This window comes from Enterobacter sp. SA197, from assembly GCF_054131575.1.
Map to the genome: position 1 here is coordinate 3,067,939 of NZ_CP096393.1, position 24,184 is coordinate 3,092,122.

22 protein-coding genes and 4 pseudogenes are annotated in these 24,184 nt (G+C 49.5%); 16 read left to right on the forward strand and 10 right to left on the reverse strand.

All coding sequences use genetic code 11. The features are described 5' to 3' along the window. Positions 1-9: 9 nt before the first annotated feature. From tssG to tssB, 5 genes and pseudogenes are all read right to left on the reverse strand, one after another. Positions 10-1,056: pseudogene (gene tssG / locus M1D91_RS14500) on the reverse strand (type VI secretion system baseplate subunit TssG). Continuing rightward, the gene (tssF, locus tag M1D91_RS14505) at positions 1,023-2,840 is read right to left on the reverse strand and encodes a type VI secretion system baseplate subunit TssF (RefSeq protein ID WP_437432750.1); all 1,818 of its coding nucleotides are present in this window, start codon (positions 2,838-2,840) and stop codon (positions 1,023-1,025) included. The pseudogene tssG and the gene tssF overlap by 34 nt, the downstream one beginning before the upstream one ends. Positions 2,841-2,845: 5 nt before the next feature. After that, entirely contained in the window at positions 2,846-3,265 is a 420-nt protein-coding gene (gene tssE / locus M1D91_RS14510; protein WP_437432764.1) for a type VI secretion system baseplate subunit TssE, read from the reverse strand. Between the two features lie 8 nt (positions 3,266-3,273). Continuing rightward, a complete protein-coding gene (gene tssC / locus M1D91_RS14515; RefSeq protein ID WP_437432751.1) occupies positions 3,274-4,758 on the reverse strand; it encodes a type VI secretion system contractile sheath large subunit in 1,485 nt (494 codons plus the stop codon). 22 nt (positions 4,759-4,780) lie between these two features. Next, positions 4,781-5,287, reverse strand: a complete 507-nt coding sequence (tssB, locus tag M1D91_RS14520; RefSeq protein WP_437432752.1) for a type VI secretion system contractile sheath small subunit — start codon at positions 5,285-5,287, stop codon at positions 4,781-4,783. Positions 5,288-5,966: 679 nt separating this feature from the next. Between tssB and M1D91_RS14525 the strand changes: the two genes are divergently transcribed. The 7 genes from M1D91_RS14525 (at position 5,967) to M1D91_RS14555 (ending at position 16,565) form a co-directional block, all read left to right on the forward strand. Beyond that, positions 5,967-6,485, forward strand: a complete 519-nt coding sequence (locus M1D91_RS14525; RefSeq protein WP_001142965.1) for an Hcp family type VI secretion system effector — start codon at positions 5,967-5,969, stop codon at positions 6,483-6,485. Positions 6,486-6,844: 359 nt separating this feature from the next. Beyond that, positions 6,845-7,489, forward strand: coding sequence for a hypothetical protein (locus tag M1D91_RS14530; RefSeq protein WP_437432753.1), 645 nt, complete (start codon positions 6,845-6,847; stop codon positions 7,487-7,489). Further along, a complete protein-coding gene (locus tag M1D91_RS14535) occupies positions 7,471-7,869 on the forward strand; it encodes a hypothetical protein (RefSeq protein ID WP_437432754.1) in 399 nt (132 codons plus the stop codon). The genes M1D91_RS14530 and M1D91_RS14535 overlap by 19 nt, the downstream gene beginning before the upstream one ends. Before the next feature lie 769 nt (positions 7,870-8,638). Beyond that, positions 8,639-10,630 carry a type VI secretion system Vgr family protein gene (gene tssI, locus M1D91_RS14540; RefSeq protein ID WP_437432756.1) on the forward strand — a complete coding sequence of 664 codons (1,992 nt, stop codon included), beginning with the start codon at positions 8,639-8,641 and terminating at the stop codon, positions 10,628-10,630. Positions 10,631-10,640: 10 nt separating this feature from the next. Then, positions 10,641-11,816, forward strand: coding sequence for a DUF2169 family type VI secretion system accessory protein (locus M1D91_RS14545; RefSeq protein WP_437432757.1), 1,176 nt, complete (start codon positions 10,641-10,643; stop codon positions 11,814-11,816). Between the two features lie 2 nt (positions 11,817-11,818). Then, positions 11,819-16,183: a PAAR-like domain-containing protein gene (locus M1D91_RS14550; protein WP_457975809.1), complete on the forward strand. Its 4,365-nt coding sequence runs from the start codon at positions 11,819-11,821 to the stop codon at positions 16,181-16,183. Between the two features lie 10 nt (positions 16,184-16,193). Next, positions 16,194-16,565, forward strand: coding sequence for a hypothetical protein (locus M1D91_RS14555; RefSeq protein WP_437434580.1), 372 nt, complete (start codon positions 16,194-16,196; stop codon positions 16,563-16,565). Positions 16,566-16,653: 88 nt separating this feature from the next. Here M1D91_RS14555 and M1D91_RS14560 read toward each other — a convergent pair. Together M1D91_RS14560 and M1D91_RS14565 are read right to left on the reverse strand one after the other, a co-directional pair. Next, positions 16,654-16,857, reverse strand: a pseudogene (locus M1D91_RS14560) (SymE family type I addiction module toxin); the annotation flags it as partial. Next, positions 16,776-17,141, reverse strand: coding sequence for a hypothetical protein (locus tag M1D91_RS14565; RefSeq protein WP_457975810.1), 366 nt, complete (start codon positions 17,139-17,141; stop codon positions 16,776-16,778). The gene M1D91_RS14565 and the pseudogene M1D91_RS14560, both read right to left, overlap by 82 nt. On the opposite strand from M1D91_RS14565, the gene M1D91_RS14570 reads away from it, so the two are divergent. Together M1D91_RS14570 and M1D91_RS14575 are read left to right on the forward strand one after the other, a co-directional pair. Beyond that, positions 17,109-18,536 (forward strand): RHS repeat domain-containing protein, encoded by a 1,428-nt coding sequence (locus tag M1D91_RS14570; protein WP_457975811.1) that lies wholly within the window; start codon positions 17,109-17,111, stop codon positions 18,534-18,536. The two genes, M1D91_RS14565 and M1D91_RS14570, sit on opposite strands and share 33 nt — an antisense overlap. Position 18,537: 1 nt before the next feature. Next, positions 18,538-18,894 carry a hypothetical protein gene (locus tag M1D91_RS14575; RefSeq protein ID WP_437434575.1) on the forward strand — a complete coding sequence of 119 codons (357 nt, stop codon included), beginning with the start codon at positions 18,538-18,540 and terminating at the stop codon, positions 18,892-18,894. A 47-nt stretch (positions 18,895-18,941) separates the two neighbouring features. Here M1D91_RS14575 and M1D91_RS14580 read toward each other — a convergent pair whose 3' ends face one another. Next, complete coding sequence (locus tag M1D91_RS14580; protein WP_437434576.1) at positions 18,942-19,148, reverse strand: hypothetical protein; 207 nt, start codon at positions 19,146-19,148, stop codon at positions 18,942-18,944. Here M1D91_RS14580 and M1D91_RS14585 point away from each other — a divergent pair. From M1D91_RS14585 to M1D91_RS14600, 4 genes are all read left to right on the forward strand, one after another. Then, positions 19,137-19,940, forward strand: coding sequence for an RHS repeat-associated core domain-containing protein (locus tag M1D91_RS14585; protein WP_457975812.1), 804 nt, complete (start codon positions 19,137-19,139; stop codon positions 19,938-19,940). The genes M1D91_RS14580 and M1D91_RS14585 overlap by 12 nt on opposite strands. A 2-nt stretch (positions 19,941-19,942) precedes the next feature. Beyond that, complete coding sequence (locus M1D91_RS14590) at positions 19,943-20,245, forward strand: hypothetical protein (RefSeq protein WP_437434557.1); 303 nt, start codon at positions 19,943-19,945, stop codon at positions 20,243-20,245. A 138-nt stretch (positions 20,246-20,383) separates the two neighbouring features. Beyond that, complete coding sequence (locus tag M1D91_RS14595; protein ID WP_437434556.1) at positions 20,384-20,569, forward strand: hypothetical protein; 186 nt, start codon at positions 20,384-20,386, stop codon at positions 20,567-20,569. Continuing rightward, positions 20,562-20,786, forward strand: a complete 225-nt coding sequence (locus M1D91_RS14600; RefSeq protein WP_437434555.1) for a hypothetical protein — start codon at positions 20,562-20,564, stop codon at positions 20,784-20,786. Before M1D91_RS14595 ends, M1D91_RS14600 begins: the two co-directional genes overlap by 8 nt. A gap of 527 nt (positions 20,787-21,313) precedes the next feature. Here M1D91_RS14600 and M1D91_RS14605 read toward each other — a convergent pair. Together M1D91_RS14605 and M1D91_RS14610 are read right to left on the reverse strand one after the other, a co-directional pair. Beyond that, positions 21,314-21,539, reverse strand: a pseudogene (locus M1D91_RS14605) (SymE family type I addiction module toxin); the annotation flags it as partial. After that, positions 21,458-21,823 (reverse strand): hypothetical protein, encoded by a 366-nt coding sequence (locus tag M1D91_RS14610; RefSeq protein WP_457975813.1) that lies wholly within the window; start codon positions 21,821-21,823, stop codon positions 21,458-21,460. The gene M1D91_RS14610 and the pseudogene M1D91_RS14605, both read right to left, overlap by 82 nt. On the opposite strand from M1D91_RS14610, the gene M1D91_RS14615 reads away from it, so the two are divergent. The 3 genes and pseudogenes from M1D91_RS14615 to M1D91_RS14625 all read left to right on the forward strand — a co-directional run. Next, the gene (locus M1D91_RS14615) at positions 21,791-23,164 is read left to right on the forward strand and encodes an RHS repeat domain-containing protein (protein WP_457975814.1); all 1,374 of its coding nucleotides are present in this window, start codon (positions 21,791-21,793) and stop codon (positions 23,162-23,164) included. The two genes, M1D91_RS14610 and M1D91_RS14615, sit on opposite strands and share 33 nt — an antisense overlap. Position 23,165: 1 nt before the next feature. After that, complete coding sequence (locus M1D91_RS14620; protein WP_437431378.1) at positions 23,166-23,597, forward strand: hypothetical protein; 432 nt, start codon at positions 23,166-23,168, stop codon at positions 23,595-23,597. Between the two features lie 161 nt (positions 23,598-23,758). Then, positions 23,759-24,184, forward strand: a pseudogene (locus M1D91_RS14625) (RHS repeat-associated core domain-containing protein); the annotation flags it as partial.

A 24,184-nucleotide genomic window follows, 5' to 3' on the forward strand; every position in this document is an offset into this window, starting at 1 on the left:
TCCATATAGTTAGTCCCTGATGTGGAGAGTGATGGAGGGTGGCGTTTTCGGTTTACCGATAAACGCCGTGCGTTTAATACAGGTGCAGCCAGGATCACCCAGCCGCATCCCCTGCGCCTGTTCCGGCGCCATACCCAGCTGTAAATCCTAGGCAAGCTGGTCGCGCAGCAAAAAGGAGATGAACATTTTCAGTGCGTCATGGTTATCGCCATCTGGTAAAAACGAGAGGTAGCGTGACATTGACAGGTTGCCTATTCGCAGCAGAAATTTACCGCTGCGATCCTGGACTCTGGCACCCAGCGTAAAATTGACGCCGACTACTGAGCGCCCGGGGACATACCCGGCGGTTTTCTTCTTCGGATGACGCACACCCAGCCGGTTTTGCTGGGCAGGATCGATTGACACTTTACGCAGAAGCCAGCTCTCAATAGCGACATCCGGCAGATCAAAGCAGTGGGAGACCAGATTGCAAACCACGTCTGGCGAGCGCCCGGGGGTAGCCAGAATACCAGCGTAGGCCAGCATCCGACTGTGGTTGATGGCCAGTTTGTCGCGCACGCTTTTATTACCCAGCCCAACCAGCGCGTACATGCGCTGTGAAAAAACGTCCGTACCGCCGTTGCGAAAGCAGATGTAATAGCGGTATTTACGCCAGGCGTGATAAGCAAACTGCGTCCAGCGGTGACTGAACAGGTCAAGAAATGCCGCAAGCCCCTCTTCATTCTGCGCAGACTCCCGCGCCATACGATCCAGGTAATAACCAGGCAGCGGCGACTGACTGCCGGAGAAGCCCAGAAATTTTGTGGTTAGCGTGAACTGTCCGGCATCATTGCGCGTCAGCGAGGTCAGGTCGCTGCAGGGAAAGGCAATACTGGGGTCAGATTTGAACAGAGCCACTTCCTGAGCAGGCTCAGTGCGCAGAGACGGTTCATGGCCCGGCTCGCCGTACCTGCGGTAGAGCGCATCCATCAGGACATAAAAATTCATCCCGCGTACATCTGCCGGAAAGCTGTCATGTGCCCCTACATCAGGGCGTGCTGGCCCGTGTGCTGCCATTCCCAGGCCTCCTGACTTTCCGTGTTGATGATTTTCAGACAATGAAATGAATTGATGCTGGCGTACAGGGCAAAGAAGTGCGACAGCACGGTACCCAGCAGATAAATCTCGCCTTCACAGACAAAGGGCGAAGGGTTTACCCAAATTGTGGTGGCAAGTCCCCGGACTGGTACACCTTTAAACAGGCGATCAATCGGGTGGGTATCGAGTTTTTCGATCGCATCAAGTTTCTGGCTGGAAAGCCGGGCTTGCTGTGGATGATGGATCCCGGGTAAATCGAAAGTACGCATCACCTGAATCAGCGCCTCGCGATCAAGCAGGGAGAGATAGTTCAGGTTCATGCAGGAAATCAGTGACCAGTGCATGTCGCCATCGGTAACCGGGTATAACGGGCGAGTCGGGCGCGTCACGTTGCTAAACGAAGCCACAGCCGGGTTTTTGCTGACAGCTTCACAGATGTCACCAGTATGCAGCGAAGCGGGCAGCATCCGGTTAGTACAGACCAGCGATGCGGTAAACACTTCTCCCTTCAGCCGGGACGGTTCCGGCAGGCTGCCATCGGCATGGACGAAAGCGATGGCATGTTCAAGCCCCTGGTGGAACAGGGAGGTTTTTGTCCGATGATGCCAGTAGATCACCTCGCGCTGGCGGCTGTACTCGATCTGGTGCTGAAAACCTTCAAATTCGGGCCACTGGCGGGAATGGTTGCCCTGCCCTGACTCTCGGATCTTACTGGAAACAGATTTTATCCTGAAAATATCACATGATTCGGGGTGCTGCTGGCTGGCACGAAGCGGATACTGGAACAGAGTGCCATTCGGGCTGACGGGTTCACCATAATGAAAAAAAAGGTTCACGGCAGGCGAACAGTAGGGTCGTAAGGACAGCTTACGAAGCTTGATATCCACCGGTAACGGCTGATTAAAATGCAGACGTAACGTAAAGGTGCGTACCGGAAAATCATCCGGAATTGGGGCAACGTCGCGCACATGGAAGAAGAAGAAGCTCTCTGGATAGCAAAAATACTCCTGGAGAGTACGATAGCCGTTATGGACGTTTTTTGGCCACGGCAATAGCGAATCTTCGCGCGTAAATCCGGCGGCTTCCAGCCACAAATTCGACAGAGGCAACCGTCTGTCTCCGGCGACCAGTTCGGCGTCCATCAGTCGTTCACTAAACCACAGGTAAAGCTGGTAGCGTGTGTAATCGTCCTCATTACCCAGCCAGAATGTGAGCTTATTTAAATCCAGCAGGTTCGGGGAAATATTCCCCCTGGTGAAAAAATCGACCTCAATGATCCCTTCTTTCAGAGTGCTGGTGTTACGCACATCCTGAACATTCAACGGTTGCAGCCAGGTATCGCGCGCGAGTGTAAAATGGCAGGCCGGCCGGGCACTTTGCTCATCATCAGACAATGCGCCCTGAGAGGACATTGGCGAACGGCCGGTACGGGTTTTGATCAACTCATCGCGTAAAACCTGAACCGGAGTCTGTAGCTCATTTTTGGGTTGGTATTCAATCACCGTCATAGCCGGTACAGGGCGAAGGTAATTGGGCCACAGCATATTGATTAAGCCGTGAGTAAACTCCGGGAATGCGTCCTCCAGTTTTTGTCGCAAGCCACCGGAAAGGAAGGCGTAGGCCTCCATCAGGCGTTCTACGTCTGGATCACCTTCTTTTTCAGTCAGAAAACGAGCCAGATGCGGTTTTTCACGCGCCAGTAGTTTGCCCAGTTGACGCAGGTAATCCAGTTCTTCGCGATAATAACGTTCTTCGAAGGCCATCAGGTTTACTCCACATTCCAGTGCTGGTGTTTATCCAGCAGAATGTCAAACTCCAGAACATCCTGCTGGTTGTTAAAATCCAGCGACGCCACAATATGAAAACGCAGCTCCAGCGGTGCATAGTGATCCTCTGCGACAGACATTACTGCTACGTCCGTAATACGGGGTTCGTAATGCAGAATGCAGTCTCTGATGGCCTGGAGCATCCCGTCCCGGATGTTGAGGCAGTCTGGGGATTCATCATTAAAATCAATGAGCCCCAGCTCCGGTGAGCCATAACAACTACCGGAACGGGTGTTGAGAATATTGCACAGGTTATTGCGTATCGAGTGTAACAACGCCGCTTTCTGGCACTGATGAGAAGGTGGATTTGCCGCCTCACAGATACGCTCAAAAAGACTGCTCCCGGACTCCCGCTCCGTTATCATGATGCTTATTCCCTGTCCAGACGCCCGACCAGGGACAGTTCAAACGACGCCCCCATGTACTTAAAGTGGGGACGGATGCTCAGGCCGACCTTATACCAGCCTGGATCGCCTTCCACTTCAGAGACGTCGATCTTCGCCTGACGCAACGGTTTACGGCTGCGAACATCGGCAGGCGGGTTTTCCTGGTCTGCAACATACTGACGTATCCAGGTATTCAGCTCGCGCTCAAGATCGCTCCTCTCTTTCCACGAACCGAGCTGTTCGCGTTGCAGCACTTTGATGTAATGCGCCAGTCTGTTGATAACAAAAAGATAAGGAAGCTGGGTGCCAAGTTTGTAGTTGGTTTCGGCCTCTTTCCCTTCCGGAGTGTTGGGGAAAACTTTTGGTTTCTGCACCGAGTTGGCGGAGAAAAATGCAGCATTATCAGAATTTTTGCGCATCGTCAGGGTGATAAACCCCTGCTCTGCCAGTTCATACTCCCGCCTGTCGGTGATGAGAATTTCGGTCGGAATTTTGGCCTGAAGCTGACCCATTGATTCATATAAATGCACCGGTAAATCTTTTACCGCGCCACCGCTTTGCGGGCCGACGATATTGGGGCACCAGCGCGTGGACATAAAACTTTCAGCCATGTTGGCGGCCAGAAGAAACGCAGTATTCCCCCACAAATAGTGTTCGTGGTTTTTACTTACATCTTCATGATAATTAAAGTTTTTAGTCGGATTTTCATCCGGTGCGTAAGGATGGCGCAACAGGAAGCGAGGTGCCGTCAGGCCGAGATTTCGCGCGTCCTCTGACTCACGTAATGATCGCCATTTGGTATAAGCCGGGCCTTCAAAAATAGCAGCAACATCCTTAATGCCGGGGAGTTCGGTAAATGAATCCAGCCCAAAGAATTCCGGTGATACTGAAGAGAGAAACGGGCAGTGCGCCATTGCGCTGACGGCGCTAATGTATTTGAGCAGCTTCATATCGGCAGTAGTGTTATCGAAACCGTAATTGCCAATCACGGCGGCGAATGGCTCACCACCAAACTGACCGAAACCGCTGGAGTAAACGTGCCTGTAGAACCCAGACTGAGTAATTTCAGGTGCAAATTCAAAATCATCCAGCAGCTCTTCTTTGGTAGCATGCATAACGTGAATTTTAATATTTTCACGTGGATCGGCATGGTCAACCAACAGTTTCAGTGAGCGCAGAAACGACTCCAGCTCCTGGAATTCCGGGGCGTGGAGAATAAGATCCATCTGATGCCCCATGCGCGCATCAATATCGGCAATCATTGCATTGACTGCCAGAATATCAACAGGCTCTGCTTGATCATCGCGTTGCAAAAGTGCGCTAATAAAGGCCGTTACCCCCTGGCGAGCGATATCATAACTTTCGGATTCCGGTTTAAAACGGGTCTGCGCCATGATTTCATCAAGCAGACCAGGTGCAGTGACCGGCGCGAAGGAAGCAGATACTTCCGGTGAGATGGTTTCTGACATACTGAAATCCTTGTACAAAGTGTTATTTCTGGCCAGCAAGGCCCAGCTCCGCGATCAATTGCTCGCGACTTTCTTCGTTATCCAGTAACGCCTTAATCTGGGCGCGGAAAGCAGGCAAATTACCCATCGGTCCCTTCAACGCAACCAGCGCTTCACGCAGTTCCAGTAGCTTTTTAAGTTCCGGTACCTGGGTGGTGATGTTGTCTGGCGCCAGATCGGCGAGGGATTTCACTTTCAGGTTGACGCTCATGCGTGCATCAGGCGTTTCACTAAGCGCAGAGGGAACTGAGAATTCACGTTTGATACCCGCCTGCTCCAGGACAGCGTTAAAATTATTACGGTTGATAGCAACGGGTTGCCGCTCATCCAGTGGTGTGTCATCCCGCCCTCCGGTCAGATCACCCGTTACCAACAGGTTTAGCGGCAGCTCAATTTCCGCCGTCTGATTTCCTGTTTTTGACTGAAATTTAATATTCACTCGTTCTTTAGGGGCAATACTGCCGCCACCGTCATTTTTTCTGCTGCTCATGAAAATAGTCCATCAGGTTTCAGGTTAGCGTTTTCGCCATGAAAATGGCACTGTTAGCGAAGCATAAAAAATACCAAAAAATTCGCGTTAATGGCGATAATAAATAAAGTCAGGCACTGCTTTCAAGTCGATATTCTACCCGTGAAGAATTATTTTGAAAATGCTTTTTTCATTTAAAAAAGAAAGGTATCATTAAATTAATCTAACGCACCTCGGCACGCAGTGGAACCATAAAAACCCTTATAAAACAATTAGTTATTCATATTTATTGCTTTGCAACGCATTGATTCAAATGCTCTTTTTATTAATTTTTCATGGGCCTTATAAATGAATTAACCTGGATGCATATAATATTTCTATTTAATTCATACAAAGTCATTTAAAGCGACAATGTATTTATTAAATTACAATAAAATTTTATGGATATAATATTTATTCATGATTCAAAGATGCCCATTAAAAATATCATGAAGATGCATGTTAATGACCAGCACCTGGATGTCTGAATACGCATCTAAATACACACTTGACGATTTTCGTTTTACCTGCCGGGGTAAATTTATTTACCTGAGGTGGGTACGAAAAAGCGGTTCCTGGAGAGAACCACAACACGTTACCTGCCGAAAGCTAATGGCAGAGGACGGCATTAGTCGCTGAGACTACCCAGAAGGAGTTAAACATGCCAACACCATGTTACATATCAATTACAGGCCAGACCCAGGGCAATATCACTGCAGGGGCTTTCACCGCGGATTCCGTGGGCAACATCTACGTACAGGGTCATGAAGACGAGATGCTGGTACAGGAATTCCTGCATAACGTAACAGTCCCTACTGATCCGCAGTCCGGTCAGCCAAGCGGTCAGCGCGCCCACAAGCCGTTCATTTTTACCGTAGCGCTGAACAAGGCTGTCCCGCTGATGTACAACGCACTGGCATCCGGTGAAATGCTGCCAAAAGTAGAAATGCACTGGTGGCGCACCTCTGTCGAAGGTAAACAGGAGCATTACTTCACCACGCGCTTGACCGACGCGACCATTGTGGATATGAACCTGCATATGCCGCATTGCCAGGACCCGACACAGCGTGAATTCACGCAGTTGCTCGCGGTAAAACTGGCCTACCGCAAAATCGAGTGGGAACACGTCAAATCGGGCACCTCCGGTGCTGATGACTGGCGTGCGCCGCTGGAAGCATAAATGCAGATTATGTGAACTTACAGCACCCTGCCCTTATGTGCAGCGTGCTGTTTTTGCTTGTGCAAGAAGAAAAAAGCTCGCGTCATTAAGGAGTTGCATTTTTTCTGGAGATGGCGGATGCCGGAAACTTCGGCGGTAGCATGCCTGAACACATCCGAATGCAAGCTTCACACCGTACTGCCACATTTGCTGTCCGGTAGTCGTGTCTGTTTCTGCGAACCACGGCGGTCAAAATATCACTAAGAGTTTGCATTTAATACTTCAGGTAGACAGACAGGAGGCTGACACCTTTGTCGTTGTAAGTTTTTGGTTAATACAAAGCGAATCCAAACCGTTTACACTGCATAGAGTGATAAGTGATGTCAATTTATAAATTAGGAAGCGATGACCCGAATGTTTTTACTGATGCTGGTGCAGGAGAGTGGTGTAAAATACCTCAAAGCGCATCTACGTTAGCATATAAAAGAGCTATTCAAGCGGTGATAGCATTACCTGTTATACCAAATCTTATATTTGGAAAGCATTCAATCGAACATTTCAATTATTATCTTAATATGACAGGTGATGATTATAAATTAAAAAATATGCCAGAATTACTTAAGAATTCCATAGTTCTGAGCGAAGCATATGCAAAAGAACTTAACGAGGCGCGAGAGTTTTGTGAATCATTACCACCTGAAAAATACTATATCACTTCATCTGCAACGAGTGGCGGATATTTTCAGAAGGAAAGGGATTTATACTATGCTATCGGTGGCTTTCAGTATTGGGGTAAGGGTTATGTGAATATTGAGGATTCATATGATAGAATTTATTACACTCTCGACTTTGAATTTCACATACATGATAGATACAACTGGGATAAGGGTAAGAGTATCCTTGGTTTCCTTTCGGATGATTTCTTTGGCGAGTTTCACCGAGAGTGTTTCGCCAAGGAGTTTAATATTTACGGGATTTATAAAACAGAAAAAGAAACTCCAATATCATGGTTTACAGCAAAATGAAATCTTTAATATACAAAGGATACGCTCTAATTTATATTTTTCTGATTTTTACAGGTGCAATTTATTTTAAAGAATATTATATGGTATACCGTAATCTTATCGCCGTAACCTGGGGAGATGGCCCATATGGTAAAGCAATGTATGGTGTGTATGTTTACACAGGTGCGAAAAAAAAGGGTACGGTTGAGATAAAGCTCAGAATCTACACAGGTCGACAGGATTTTTATTTTATCTCTTATTATAGAGATTTTGGTGTCATTGGAATGGTCGATAACAAGAATGAACTTGATGCATGGAGCGATATTGTTTGGCAAACTGAAGGCGTGAGAATTGGTAAAGAATTTTTCATCTCAAAAAAAATTTTAGGTGAGCATCGATGATATTTAAGTTTGGAAAAATAAAAGATAAAGTACATGCTTTTTTAATTGTATCTTTATCACTATTTACGATTTATTTTGTTTTTCAAAACCATTTTTATCATACTAAAATAATTTCCATAAGCTGGTCTACGAAAGATTTTGACATTATTCATAAGTATGGCATCGCCGTCTATATGGGTGATATACAGAATGACAGAATACAGATAAAAGCAGAACTCTATTCAGATAAAAACAGGATCATTTCACATAAATTAGGCGTAATTGGTTTATCCAGATTTAACATTAATGACAGTAACTTTTCAGACGTTATAGACCAGTGGGGAAAGATAACCTGGACACCTGAAGGTGTTTATATTGGGAAGAACACTCCATTATATTTTATTTCAGAAAGTGAGTTGAGAAAACTATGATAACGCATAACCAGTGAATTTGAATTTTTGATCGACAAACATAAAAATAACATGCAAACACATCCGTTTTTTTGGCAGCAAAGAAGTTGGCGAAGAGTGTTTTTTGTACAAAAGACACATCACCGTCTATCAAATATATAAGACCAGACTTCTGATAAACAGCACTTTGTTTTATCGAATACAAAAGCCTTTTCTACCCAGGCAGCTGTAGAAATAATAGTTGAAACACATCAAAGAACAAACATAAAAAACCAATTGAGTTAGAAATTAATGTAGTACAGATAGCTTACAGATATAGCATTCATGATTATTAAACCTGATTATTTTTCACAATTACATTCTTCAGTACAGAGGCAATTATGTCATTACAAGGTCTGCGTTTTACACTTCAGGTAGACGGACAGGAGGTAGATACTTTTGCCGTCGTGAGCTTCTGGTTAACACAACACTACTCCGAACCATTTACATTAGATATTAATGTCGCCAGCAAGCTATTTACTCTGGAAGCAAAAAACTTATTGGAAAAAAAGGTAATTTTAACTATCTGGCAAGGAATTCAGGTATTGCGTTGCGTCACCGGGGTGGTGACTGGCTTCGGGATGAAGGAGAATAATCGCTGGCAGATGCAATATTGTCTCCGTATTCAGCCCCCCTTATGGCGCTGTAGTCTGCGACAGAACTTTCGTATTTTCCAGCAACAGAATATTCAGACGATTTCTTCCACCCTGCTGGAGGAAAATGGCGTGACAGACTGGATGCCTTCCTTTAATGAAGACCACCCGCCCCGTGAATTTTGCGTGCAGTATGGCGAAAGCGATCTGGCATTTTTGTCTCGCCTGTGGGCGGAGGAAGGGATTTTCTTCTATGACAAACTGTCACCAGACAGTTCAGAGCAAAAACTGACATTATGTGACGATGTAGCCGGACTCTCTCAGACAGCAGATGCCATTACTTTCAACCCGAACACTACAACGGAAGTCACCACCGAATGTATCAGCACCTTCACTTATGAAGCCAATATCCGCCCCTCCTCCGTACTGAGTAAAGATTACACTTTTAAAACCCCAGACTGGGAAGGTAAGTATAACCAGCAAGGCCGGAATCTAAATAACCAGCTCACACAGTATGAAATCTTCGATTATCCAGGGCGATTCAAGGATGAGTCGCACGGGCAGGCGTTTTCCCGATACCAGATGGACGGCCTGCGTAACAGTGCGGAGAGAGCCGGTGGCTCCAGCAACTCACCAAAACTGTGGCCTGGGACGCGATTTACGCTGAAAAATCATCCTCAGGAAACCCTGAACCGGGAGTGGCAGGTGGTCAGCAGCGTTCTTTCAGGGGAACAGCCCCAGGCGCTTCATGGCAGCCAGAGGCGGGGCACCACGCTGCACAATCATTTTGCTGCAATCCCGGCAGACAGAACCTGGCGTTCCACTCCGCATCCTAAACCTACAGTTGACGGTCCCCAGAGTGCCATCGTCACCGGCCCGGCGGGAGAAGAGATCTTCTGCGACGAACATGGTCGTGTGCGGGTGAAATTCCACTGGGACAGATATAACCAAAAAGACGAGAACAGTTCCTGTTGGGTCCGTGTCTCCCAGGCCTGGGCGGGACCGGGATTCGGTAATCTCGCTATTCCGCGTATCAATCAAGAAGTGATCGTAGATTTCCTCAACGGCGACCCGGATCAGCCCATCATCATGGGACGCACCTATCACCAGGATAATCGTTCTCCGGGCAGCCTACCCGCCACTAAAACGCAAATGACCATCCGCTCGAAAACCTATAAAGGTGAAGGGTTTAACGAACTGCGTTTTGAGGATGCCACTGCGAATGAACATATCTACATGCATGCACAGAAGGATATGCAGACCGAAGTGCTGAATGACAAAACCACCAGGGTAAACCATGACCATACCGAGACAGTGGACAATAACCAACAAGTGACCGTGAAAGTGGGGCAAACCATTAACGTAGGCACTAAAAAAGAGGGCGGTCATGACCAGAAAACAACAGTGGCAAACGATCAGGAAATTACTGTTCACAATGACCAGAAGCTGCATGTCATCCATGATCGCCGAAAAAATGTGGACAACAACCAGTTTATTACAGTGACAGGGAATGACACCGAAACCGTGATAAAGGATCAGAACGTCAACGTTAAGCAAAGCTACACCCTTGATGTCACCAGGGAAACGAAGGTCATTTCAGGCGATCTTATTGAGCTTGTCTGTGGTGCCTGCTCAATCAAAATGGAAAAAAGTGGGAAAGTGACGATTACCGGGACAGAGTTTGACTTCACCGCAGGCGGCCCGGTGCATATCAACGGCAAAGACGTATTCATTAACTGAGGCGTGAAAAATGGAATTTCGCAATCTGACGCCATTCTCAGTGATGCAGTACGCCATGGACGACAAACACAACGAACGTCATCGCGTGGTAGTCATGAAAACCGGCTTTCGTCTTTTTAAAGATGAAGACGGCCAATGGCAGACCCAATTATTAGAAAACCCGGTACTCCCATTATGCATGGAAGATGAATATGCCGGGGAAATCAACCGCTCACCGGTACTGCGCGAAAGCGATCTTGCCCCCCTGAAACCCGCCTGCGATATAATTATCACTGGCACCGCTTACACGCCTGGCGGCGTTGCTGTGCCGGAGATGACGGCAGGGTTGCTGATCCGCTCATCGACAGGCAAGGTGCTGACAGATAAAAAGCTGCGCATAACCGGCAGACGGTTTTATCAGCGCCAGATGTTAACCGGACAGTGGTATGAAACTGAACCGGAGCCGTTCACTTCCCTGCCCCTCGATTACCGCTACGCCTTTGGTGGCGAATGTCTTGTCGAACCCGACAGCGAATACGCTGATCGTATCCCGCAGGAGTACCGTCTTACTAAATCGCAGCAGCAGGAACATCCCAGAGCAGGCAACCCGCCGCTGGCGCATATGGCCTGTCCGGTAAACCCACTCGGGCTGGGCTACACGCAGGCGTGGTATCTGCGGGCCTGCGAGCTACAGCAGATTGAAGCTCCCCGCATGATGGTACTGACCAGTCCTTTCACCCTGAAGCAGTTCACTGAGTGCCTGAACGGGAAAGCCGACTGGCTTGCGCCGGAATACCAGCCTGCGGGTTTTGGCGTGATTAGCCGTGCCTGGCTGCCACGCCTGTCACTGGCGGGCACCTATGACCAGCAATGGCTTGAGACCCGACACCCCGATTTACCGGATGATTTTAATTTCAGCTACTGGAACTGCGCCCCGGATGATCAACGGATCCCTTTCCCTCTGCCGGGTCTGGCGTTCGTGCTGACGGGGTTCAGCCCGGAGGGTGATATCCGTTTTGCCCTGCCGCCGCACGAGGGACGAATTTTACTGCGCCTGAATAACGGTGGCCTTGTGCCGCAGAAGATGCACCTCGACACGCTGAACATTGACACAAATACGCTCACCGTAGAGATGACCTGGCGCTATGTCATGCGCTTCGACATTGAAGCCCGCGTGACAGAGGTTCGCTACAACACAGGGATGTAAAAATGGCTATTAATTATATTTCGCGCAAGGACAGCGCATGGGTCGTTATCAGTTTAACACCGGATGTCTGTAAAACGCCGCGTGGTGACTCAACGCCCCCGATCCCCTATTCCGTTACCGCTAATATGGATGACTCAGTGGACACGGTTCCTTCGGTAAAAGCGAATAGTCGCCCCATACTGGTTCTGGATCAGAGCTATATCCCGCAGACAAAAGGGGACAAACCCGGCACGGCAAAGGGCGTCGCCAGCCGAACCGTGGGCGATATTTGCGAGCCGTTACAGCACAGTACGACGGTAAAAGTGGGAGGCAAAGCGGTTCTGCGGCATGGTGATACGTTCTGGATGAACAACCGCAACACCACCGGAATGATCTTCGGCCAGCCCCCCGCCATGAACGTACTTTCAGGTTTTGCTGACGCCGGCGTTAAGCCCGAGACCCCCGAAGAAAAAAGCTTCCTCGACGCCCTGTTCAGTGCTTTTGCGCATGAAGGCGCGTCCCGCAGGAACGCCACGCAAAACATGGTCGAAACACGAAATGCCTGGTCTGATGCCTTCACCGACCACACTAACGACGGAACAATGAACAGTGAGGCAATCGGGCGGATGTTATATGCATCGGGCTACTACGGCCTCTCTCCTGAGACCGCGCGTAATATTGCCGGGCAGATCGGTGGCGAGGCACTCCAGACCTACGAAGCTATCGACACGCCAGAGAATCGCGGTCTGATGATTGCCGTCCAGGCAATTGCCGGTGCGGCGTTGTTGAGTAAAGCCAATGGCATGAGCGGCAACAGGGATGGCGCGAACGTCAAGGGGAAAAAAAAGAAACAGGGCGATGAAGGCGAAGGGACTTGTTCAAGATACGGCACCTGCGAAGGTGACCCGGTAAACGTCGGCACCGGTGATTTTATCCAGCAACTCAGCGTCCTGACACTTCCCGGCTCGCTGCCGCTGACCCTCTCACGCTTCTACCGCTCCCGTGCCACGGTCGGCGGTATATTTGGCCCGAAATGGACGGATGACTGGTCTGTCTCATTGAAAATAGTCGGCAGCAACCTGCACTTTACCGATCATGAAGGCGTGGTGCTTTATTACCCTGTCGCCTGGGATGGTGTGTTCCACAACGCGGTTAACTCGCGTCAGGCAAACCTGCGGCTCTCCGGAAAACTGGGGGAAACGCTCTCCTTGTTTGACCGCCACTCCCGGCAGACACGCTGTTTCTCGCCCGCAGACCAGGGTGAGTACCGGCTCTGCGCCCTGCACGACGCCTGCGGCAACCGGGCTGAGTTTATCCACACCGACGGGCGGCTGACCGCCATCCAGCACAGCGACGGTCACACGCTCGCGCTGGGCTGGCAGGACGGGCAACTGCGCAGCATTGACCTCGTCGCACCGCAGCCGCAGCGGTTGGTTACCTGTGAGTATGATGAGCACGGCTTTCTTGTCCGCTGCGACACCTTCCAGTTCTCCCGTCTGTGGCATGAGTATTCGCCGGAGGGGTTTATGACCCGCTGGCGGGATACGGCTAAAACCTGCGTCGACATCAGCTATGACACCCTGGGCCGGGCCATCGGCACCCTGTCAACAGCAGGGTATTATGACGACCGGTTTATCTATAACGACGAAGAATACTGCACCACTTACATCGACGCCGAAGGCGGTGAGACCCGCTACTGGTATGACGACGACGGTCTGGTCACCCGCCGCCTCGACCCGCTCGGGCGCGAGAGCTTCACCGTCCGGGAGAACACACGGCTCATTTCCCACACCGACGCAGCCGGGCGGACCACCGCGTATGACTACAATGATGACGGCGACGTCAGCCGGGTCAATCTGCCGGGCGGTTACAGCCTGTATTATGACTACAACGATGCCGGGCAACTCACCCGCCTGGCCGCACCGGGTAATCAGGTCTGGCAGTGGGCGTATGATGAACGGGGCAGCATGGTCAGCCTCACCGACCCGCAGGGCCGGCAGCAGCAGTTCAGCTACAGCGAGCAGGGCGATTTACTCCGGCAGGTGATGCCCGGCGGCGCAGGCTGGCAGTGGGATTACGATGCGCTGCACCAGGTACGAAAAACCATCGCCCCCGACGGCGGCGTGACGCACACTGAGCAGGACGTCCTGGGTCGCCTGCTGAGCGTGCAGGACCCGCTGGGATTCACCACGCAGTTCCGCCAGAGCAAAACGCATGCCGGTCCACTGGGCAGTGTGGAAGAGGTTAACCGACCGGACGGCGTGCGGGAGCTGATGCGCCACAACAGCGAAAAGCTGCCGGAAAGTTTTACCGACGGAGAAGGCAGAACCACACGCTATGAGTACGGCGCGTTCGACCTGCTCACCGCCCTCATCCGCCCGGACGGCGAACGGCTCGAATGCCGCTACGACAAGCTCACCCGTCTGACCGAAATCATCAATGCCGAAGGTGAGCACTACCGTCTGGAATACGACAAAGCCGGGCAGCTCATCAGCGAAACCGACTTCACCGGGCGCACGCTGCGCTATCAGTATGATGCCGCAGGCCGCTGCATCCGCACCACCTTCCCGGACGGCACGCATCTCAACCGGCGCTTTAACGTCACCGACCAGGTGACAGACGAAACGGTCACGCACGGCGACAGCGACCGCACGCTGAGCCACACCACCTTCCGCTATGACAGCCTGTGTCGTCTGGTGGAGGCGAAAAACACTGATGCCACGGTGGCGTATGAATATAACGAGGCCAGCCGGGTTGTGGCGGAAACCCTCAACGGCAGGCGGACTGAGTACCGTTACGATGCGCAGCAGGATTATGTCGCACAGCGCACCACTGCCGGTATCACGGAGCATTTCAGCCGTGGTCTGACGGGAGAGCTGAAAGCGTGGCAGATAGCAGACCACGCCCCGCTGACCGTTGAACACGACCTGCGCGGCCAGGAAATCCGCCGGGCCAGCGCCGCCGGTTTTGACCAGCGGCAGGGCTGGACGCAGACCGGGATGCTGGCAGAGCAGCACAGCAGTGCCCTGCACCGCCAGTACCTGTATGACAAAGCGTACAACCTGACGATGACGGCCGACTCCCACCGGGGCACGATGGTCAACAGCCTGACGGCAAACGACCAGATAAACCACGCCACCTGGACGGGCAGTAAAAATGTGCCGATGCGTGAAGAGCGCCTGACCTGTGACCAGAGCCTGAATATCGCCCGCCGCCAGACGTGGGTCAATGAGGTGATGGAAAGCGAAGCGCATCAGCGCCAGCAGCATGGCCGGGTGGTTTACCGGGAACACAGAACGTACCGTCACCTTACCTCGCGCATCCACCCCGATACCGGTAAACCACAGGACGGGCATTTCGTTAAAATCAGGACCGAAGAGGTCACCTGGCAATACGACGTTAACGGCCGTCTGGTGGAGAAAGCCGTCGACAGGGGCGGCTACCGCCCTCTCCTCTGGCGCTACCGCTGGGATGCGCGAAGCCAGTTAACCGGGCTGGAAACACCGGACGGCGAACGGTGGGAGTACAGGTACGACCCGTTCGGCAGACGCATCAGTAAACGCTGCACGAACCGGGACATACCCGGTATGGACTTTCACTGGAACGGCAACCAGATGGTGGAAGAAATTCCGGTCACCCCGGACGGCACGCCGGACCATGAAAACGCCATCCGCTGGATATACGAGCCGGGCAGCTTTACGCCACTGGCACGCTACGAGAAGGGGCAACTGCTCTATGCCATCACGGATACGGTTGGACGCATTCAGGAACTGCTGACCGAAGATGGCACACTCGTCTGGCGGGGTAAGCAACAGTTATGGGGCCGGGAGGAAGGCCGCCAGAAAGACGGTGCCCCCACCTGCCGCCTGCGCTTCCCCGGCCAGTACGACGATGACGAGTCGGGGTTGTTCTACAACCGCTTCCGGTACTATGATTGCGATACCGGGCAGTATCTGAGCGCGGACCCGGTGGGGTTATTGGGTGGGGTCAATCCGTACGGGTATGTGGCAAATCCTCTCTCTTGGATCGATCCGCTTGGTCTTACTGGATGTAATGCCCAACAACGCCGTAATATATCTGATCTACGAAATGGCAAAGATGTCACGGTTAGAAGTGTTGATGAAGCAAGAGCATTATTAGATAACATGCCAGATCTTAGACCTCATGTTGAAAATTTCCCTGCAAGGTCTGGTGAGCTTTATAGTGGCACTAAGTTCAGTGATGTATGGAAACAGCCAGCGGGAACATATCGGGGTGATTTATATAATGTGAAAAATCCATTATCTGATGTTGTTCATAATTCCAAAAATCCATTACACGATAATAATCCGCACTATAATATTATCTTTGGTGATGGAACTAAAGCCGGGATAATTATCGTTCCTTAGCGAGGTTTTCATGAGAAATACAATAGATAATAGGATGTTAGGCTCAATACCGTTGGTGGAAAGGACCATTGAATCGTCTGGAAACGAACTATTTATTACATATAACATCATTGGTGATTTAGATTTCGATATTACGCTTAAGAAAATTTATTGTTCTTATGAGCAATTGGATAATTCAGTTGTGATTTTTTTATCTGATGAAAGAAAACGTAATGAAGATATATTGAACTGGAATGATGATTTTTCCATAAAGCAGAGAAAAGCAAAAAAAGAATTATTTTTAAGATTTGATGCTGGTCAGCTATTCTTACCAGATAATGGAGACGGGTTTATTTTTGATGGGGATGTCAATTACATGAGAACGTGGGTGAATAAATTATAGGGTATCTTTTGGCGATCTATTTTCATAAGCCGGGGGGATATTAAATCTTCCCGGCTTATTTTTTATTTACCCGCCGCCGTTCAGCCCACTAAACAACCGACTCCTTAATCCCCTTCACCACCTGTTTTACCTTATAAAGTTCTTCCCGCAACTCCTGCACTTCGTTGTTGTCCGCGATGATGGTCAGGCACCCCTCCGTGATCCTCACGGTCACGCCGCGCCCGGTGTCAAAACCCGCCTCAGCCAGCCAGTCGCCCTTAAAGTGCAGGCCGGGTCTTTGTGAGTAACAGGTAGCCGGGCTGGGCGGAAACCCTCAATGGCAGGCGGACTGAGTACCGTTACGATGCGCAGCAGGATTATGTCGCACAGCGCACCACTGCCGGTATCACGGAGCATTTCAGCCGTGGTCTGACGGGGGAGCTGAAAGCGTGGCAGATAGCAGACCATGCCCCGCTGAACTTTGAACACGACCTGCGCGGCCAGGAAATCCGCCGGGCCAGCGCCGCCGGGTTTGACCAGCGGCAGGACTGGACGCAGACCGGGATGCTGGCAGAGCAGCACAGCAGTGCCCTGCACCGCCAGTACCTGTATGACAAAGCGTACAACCTGACGATGATGGCCGACTCCCACCGGGGCACGATGGTCAACAGCCTGACGGCAAACGACCAGATAAACCACGCCACCTGGACGGGCAGTAAAAATGTGCCGATGCGTGAAGAGCGCCTGACCTGTGACCAGAGCCTGAATATCGCCCGCCGCCAGACGTGGGTCAATGAGGTGATGGAAAGCGAAGCGCATCAGCGCCAGCAGCATGGCCGGGTGGTTTACCGGGAACACAGAACGTACCGTCACCTTACCTCGCGCATCCACCCCGATACCGGTAAACCACAGGACGGGCATTTCGTTAAAATCAGGACCGAAGAGGTCACCTGGCAATACGACGTTAACGGCCGTCTGGTGGAGAAAGCCGTCGACAGGGGCAGCTACCGCCCTCTCCTCTGGCGCTACCGCTGGGATGCGCGAAGCCAGTTAACCGGGCTGGAAACACCGGACGGCGAACGGTGGGAGTACAGGTACGACCCGTTCGGCAGACGCATCAGTAAACGCTGCACGAACCGGGACAAACCCGGTATGGACTTTCACTGGAACGGCGACCAGATGGTGGAAGAAATTCCGGTCACCCCGGACGGCACGCCGGACCATGAAAACGCCATCCGCTGGATATACGAGCCGGGCAGCTTTACGCCACTGGCACGCTACGAGAAAGGGCAACTGCTTTATGCCATCACGGATACGGTGGGACGCATTCAGGAACTGCTGACCGAAGATGGCACCCTCGTCTGGCGGGGTAAGCAGCAGTTGTGGGGCCGGGAGGAAGGCCGCCAGAAAGACGGTGCCCCCACCTGCCGCCTGCGCTTCCCCGGCCAGTACGACGATGACGAGTCGGGGTTGTTCTACAACCGCTTCCGGTACTATGATTGTGATACCGGGCAGTATCTGAGCGCAGACCCGGTGGGGTTATTGGGTGGGGTCAATCCGTACGGGTATGTGACAAATCCGCTGAGATGGATTGACCCGCTGGGGCTGTGTAAGGGTGATGTTCAGCAATTAGATCCAAACGATATTCTTTTTAGTCAGAGTTCTGTAAATGGCACTGCTGATTTAGTAAATAATATGAAAGCTAATGGCTGGAAAGGCGATTCTATCGATGTAATCAGAATGCCGAATGGTAAATTAATAACTATCGATAATACTCGTGTCTTAGCTGCATCACGAGCTGGAGTTAAAGTTGAAGCTCGTGTTCATGATGCCTCAGAAGCATTACCTACAGAATATATTGAAAGATTTAGAACGAGGAAAAATAATCCTTCGACATGGGGCGATGCTGTTGACTTACGCATAGAAAATCAATCGGCGGGGTATAGAAATAGATATCCTGATGGTTCAATTATTATAGGATCACCTGATTAACATGGAAAAATTATTAACAGTCAATGAGTTACCTGCATGGTTCTCTTATCCTGATTCGTTTAAAAGGATTATTGATCAGGGATTAATTTATTTTGACCCTTGGATCATTATGGAAGATGAGCGGCTAAGAACCAGATATGAAGGGATGAAGAAGCGATATCCGTCCAGAGAATTAGTTCCCTTTGCTCGAAGAGAAGATAATGATGATGTTGCTTGTTGGGAGAAAGATAAACACGGAAAAGTTGTTATAATTCATGATTATGCCGGTGAAGGCTATGAGAATGTAAAAGAGTTTAATAATTTTTGGGACTGGCTACGAAGCGCCTTAGAAGCCACAATAGAATACGGTGGTGAGTAAAAATATAAAAGCCGGGTAAGATTTTATATCTTCCCATCTAATTTTATTTACTCACTGTTATTCAGCACATTCATCCTCACGCTTTTAAGTCCCTTAAAAGTCGGCTCCACCAGGTAAAGCTGCCCGCGCAGATCCCGCATCCCGTTACAGTAGGCGGGCAGCAGCCAGGTGCCGATGCGTGAAGAACGCTTTACATCGGCAGACGCATCAGTAAACGCTGCACCAACCGGGACAAACCCGGTATGGACTTTCACTGGAACGGCGACCAGATAGTGGAAGAAATTCCGGTCACCCCGGACGGCACGCCGGACCATGAAAACGCCATCCGCTGGATATACGAGCCGGGCAGCTTTACGCCACTGGCACGCTACGAGAAGGGGCAACTGCTTTATGCCATCACGGATACGGTGGGACGCATTCAGGAACTGCTGACCGAAGATGGCACCCTCGTCTGGCGGGGTAAGCAACAGTTATGGGGCCGGGAGGAAGGCCGCCAGAAAGACGGTGCCCCCACCTGCCGCCTGCGCTTCCCCGGCCAGTACGACGATGACGAGTCGGGGTTGTTCTACAACCGCTTCCGGTACTATGATTGCGATACCGGGCAGTATCTGAGCGCGGACCCGGTGGGTTTAGCTGGTGGGGTCAACCCGTACTCATACGTATCAAATCCGCTTGGTTATGTTGATCCTTTAGGACTAAGTGTTTGTGATATAGCGAAAACAAGAAATCTTGCAACAACAATCAGTGATAAGTTTAAGCAGCTTTTTCAATGTGATAAATTTGCAAATGCACTAAAAAACAAAATGCAACAAGCAGGAGTAAATGGTGAACATCTCATCCTTGAGACTAACAATAAACAAGGTGCTTTCGGTAATGTATGGAGCGATAATGTAGGCAAGAATATAGCAACCAATGGACATCATGAGGCAATAAAAGTAGGTGATACCGTTTTTGATAATATGAATCCATCAGGTATTAAATACCAGGACTGGTTAAACGATCTATACTCCCCAGGTGAGTATGCAATTACTTCTACAAGGTTTTGATTATGAATGATATTATTAAGTTAATTGATATGATAGAAAAAAGACCGGCTCTATATTTGAGCAGGCATACTATATCAGCTCTAAAAGCGTTTTTAGATGGTTGGCAAATGAGAGAGCCTAAAGACATTGTTAATATGGAAGTTTTTGCAAATTTTCAATCTTACATTGAAGATTATTATGAAATAAATGGTCATTCCTGGGATAAAATAATATTACTGTTCTCTCAGGATGAGAGTGATGCATTAAGTGATTTTTTTGTCAGATATAAAGAAATGAAAATAATATATCGCCAGAAAAATGTGTGATATTTCTCAGCTTTTATTATGAAGTAGAATGGTGTTACCAGAAGATCACGATATGATGTATTAGTTGTAGACATGTATGAATGGAATCTACAGTGTGATTTGTTGGTTGGGTAGACTCTCTGTCCTTGACTATTAGGGTTGGCGGGAGTTGGTATTGATATTGCTAATAATGAAATTGTTGTATTAGATAAAACCCGAGCTTTAACAGATAATATTGACGAATATCATGGGTACGTACGTGATTGGGATGCTTTAGATAAAAAACAGCAGCCTGCGTTGACCAAATCTGGCAAGACAACAAGAAAAGGAAAAATTTGTGGTTGATGAAAATAAACTACATCTAGAAAAACTGCTTGACTCTGGTGATTCAAGCAAGCTAACTAAAACTCTTCTTTATATTTCCTATAATATAAGTGATGTGGAATGGGCTGGGGAAGAGCTAATGAGGATGGCAAATGATCCTGATGATGATATTAGTGGATTAGCTTTGACTTGTTTGGGACATTTAGAAAGGGTAAATGGAAAAAAAATAAAGATATAGTGATTCCTTTCTTAAAAAACAAAATAGCACGTTCAAATTAGATTATATCACCGAGAGCTGAAGATGCTCTTGATGATATTAATATGTTTACTTGACCATTGATTATGTTAAGGTCAGATATCTGAAAGAGAATGGCGGTTCCAGGTTGCCAGTGAGAGCGCACTGAATATACCAAAAGTCATCCCTAATATCCAGAGACCCGCACTTTCCTGTTATTACCGAATGTAAAAATAAAAGGTTTTATGAGTAAAACCCCACTAATCCCTTGTCGGGTTACTTTGATAAAGAAAAATCTGTTTATCGTGAATATCCAAATGAATTAATGATAGAAAATCCTGTTATTATTTCTGAAAACATTAGCGATGAATATCTTTTTTTCAATCGAGGAAGATATTAGCCGTGTCTTTGTTACTGATAAATTTAAGCAACGTGATGAAGAAACCGGGTTATTAGGCTTTGACTTTTCTGTTGAAATACCAACTTCATAATTTCAATAGCCGGGTAAGATCCTCTCAAATCTTCCCGGATTATTTTTTATTTACTCGCCGCCGTTCGATCCACTTAACAACCGCCCCCTTAACCACCTGCAGCACCTGGTAAAGCTGCTCGCGCAGCTCCTGCACTCGTCGCCGTCGGCGATCAGCACGATGCACCCCGCGAAATCCGCACCGTCACGCCGCGCCCGGTGTCAAAACCCGCCTCAGCCAGCCAGTCGCTCTTAAAGTGCAGGCCGGGTCTTTGTGAGTAACAGGTAGCCGGGCTGGGCGGAAACCCTCAACGGCAGGCGGACTGCGTACCGTTACGATGCGCAGCAGGATTATGTCGCACAGCGCACCACTGCCGGTATCACGGAGCATTTCAGCCGTGGTCTGACGGGGGAGCTGAAAGCGTGGCAGATAGCAGACCACGCCCCGCTGACCGTTGAACACGACCTGCGCGGCCAGGAAATCCGCCGGGCCAGCGCCGCCGGGTTTGACCAGCGGCAGGGCTGGACGCAGACCGGGATGCTGGCAGAGCAGCACAGCAGTGCCCTGCACCGCCAGTACCTGTATGACAAAGCGTACAACCTGACGATGACGGCCGACTCCCACCGGGGCACGATGGTCAACAGCCTGACGGCAAACGACCAGATAAACCACGCCACCTGGACGGGCAGTAAAAATGTGCCGATGCGTGAAGAGCGCCTGACCTGTGACCAGAGCCTGAATATCGCCCGCCGCCAGACATGGGTCAATGAGGTGATGGAAAGCGAAGCGCATCAGCGCCAGCAGCATGGCCGGGTGGTTTACCGGGAACACAGAACGTACCGTCACCTTACCTCGCGCATCCACCCCGATACCGGTAAACCACAGGACGGGCATTTCGTTAAAATCAGGACCGAAGAGGTCACCTGGCAATACGACGTTAACGGCCGTCTGGTGGAGAAAGCCATCGACAGGGGCGGCTACCGCCCTCTCCTCTGGCGCTACCGCTGGGATGCGCGAAGCCGGTTAACCGGGCTGGAAACACCGGACGGCGAACGGTGGGAGTACAGGTACGACCCGTTCGGCAGACGCATCAGTAAACGCTGCACGAACCGGGACAAACCCGGTATGGACTTTCACTGGAACGGCAACCAGATGGTGGAAGAAATTCCGGTCACCCCGGACGGTACGCCGGACCATGAAAACGCCATCCGCTGGATATACGAGCCGGGCAGCTTTACGCCACTGGCACGCTACGAGAAGGGGCAACTGCTCTATGCCATCACGGATACGGTTGGACGCATTCAGGAACTGCTGACCGAAGATGGCACACTCGTCTGGCGGGGTAAGCAACAGTTATGGGGCCGGGAGGAAGGCCGCCAGAAAGACGGTGCCCCCACCTGCCGTCTGCGCTTCCCCGGCCAGTACGACGATGACGAGTCGGGGTTGTTCTACAACCGCTTCCGGTACTATGATTGCGATACCGGGCAGTATCTGAGCGCGGACCCGGTGGGGTTATTGGGTGGGGTCAATCCGTACGGATACGTGGCTAATCCGCTGAGGTGGATTGACCCGCTGGGGCTGTGTAAAAAGGATGCACCAAAACCTTTTAAAGCATCACTTAACAGTATTGAAACTATATTTAAAGATCCAATGGTTTTAAAAGGGCATACACCAGAATCTTTATTAGGGGAATTAGGTAGCGTACCTATTGGTTGGATCTCGGGAGAAATGAGAAAATCTCGTAGCGCGGGAGGTTTTACTCTTCGTGAACTGAACACTAGAAGTACTGATGTAACTGACAGATATATTCAATATCATCCAGGTTCATCAAGACATTATAATGGAGCACCTTATTGGAAGGTCTCGTCTGGCTCTAAAGGAACTGTAAGGTTTCCGGTTGAAGGGAATTAACATGATAGATATAAGGTCTGAAATAAAACCAGCTAACGGATTGGGAGGAATTCTTCTTGGTGAGCCTTTGTTAAAATATGAATTTTTACTTAAAGGTAAATTTGTAAAATACAAACAGGATTCATTATTCTCTGTGAGATACTTACTACCCGACTACCCCATAGAGATAGGAATTGATATTAGAAGCGGAATTATTTATAAGATATCCGCAATCAATGGGTACTTAGGATTATATAAGAACTTAAGTGTCGGGTCGCCTATAAAAAAAATAGGGAGAGATTTTTTCTATGATGAATGTGACGAAGGTTTTGTTAGCAAAGAAGTACCAGGAATAATTATTGAACCAGACATTGACGATCCTTTGCCTGACGAGTTAAAAACCGCTCATATCGGTGTCATTTCTGTATACGACCCTAAATTATTTAATTATTGAAATTCTCAATAATACCCTAAAGGATCTCTTTCAACTTATCGGCTTTTGCGTTAACTGGCACCCATTAAAAATTCTAGTATAAAGTAATGGAGCAGCGCTCAAAAAATAATAAATAATCCTAACTAAATTCAACTAATCATTCTTATAACTTCAATACAAACGAGTCGGGGTTGTTCTACAACCGCTTCCGGTACTATGATTGTGATACCGGGCAGTATCTGATCGCGGACCCGGTGGGTTTAGAGGGAGGTATAAACTTCTATGCCTATACGCCAAATCCTCACTCTTGGATCGATCCGCTTGGTTCTACTGGCTGGCAAATCGATGGAGATAGGCCGACAGCTATATTGCAAGGTAGGCCTTTCAAAGAAAAATATTATAAAGATGGAAAAACAGGATTATGGTGGTCAAAAGATACAACCGGACATGGTGGTTCAGCCTATAAAATTTACACAGAAAATTCCACATCCCTGGAATGGATCGCAGATGCTGATAAAGATGGCCAGTTCATGCCAGATAAGCATAAAGGTGATACAGGGAAAAACATTGCCAAGAAGGATTGTAAAAGCATATCTGTCAAGAAATAG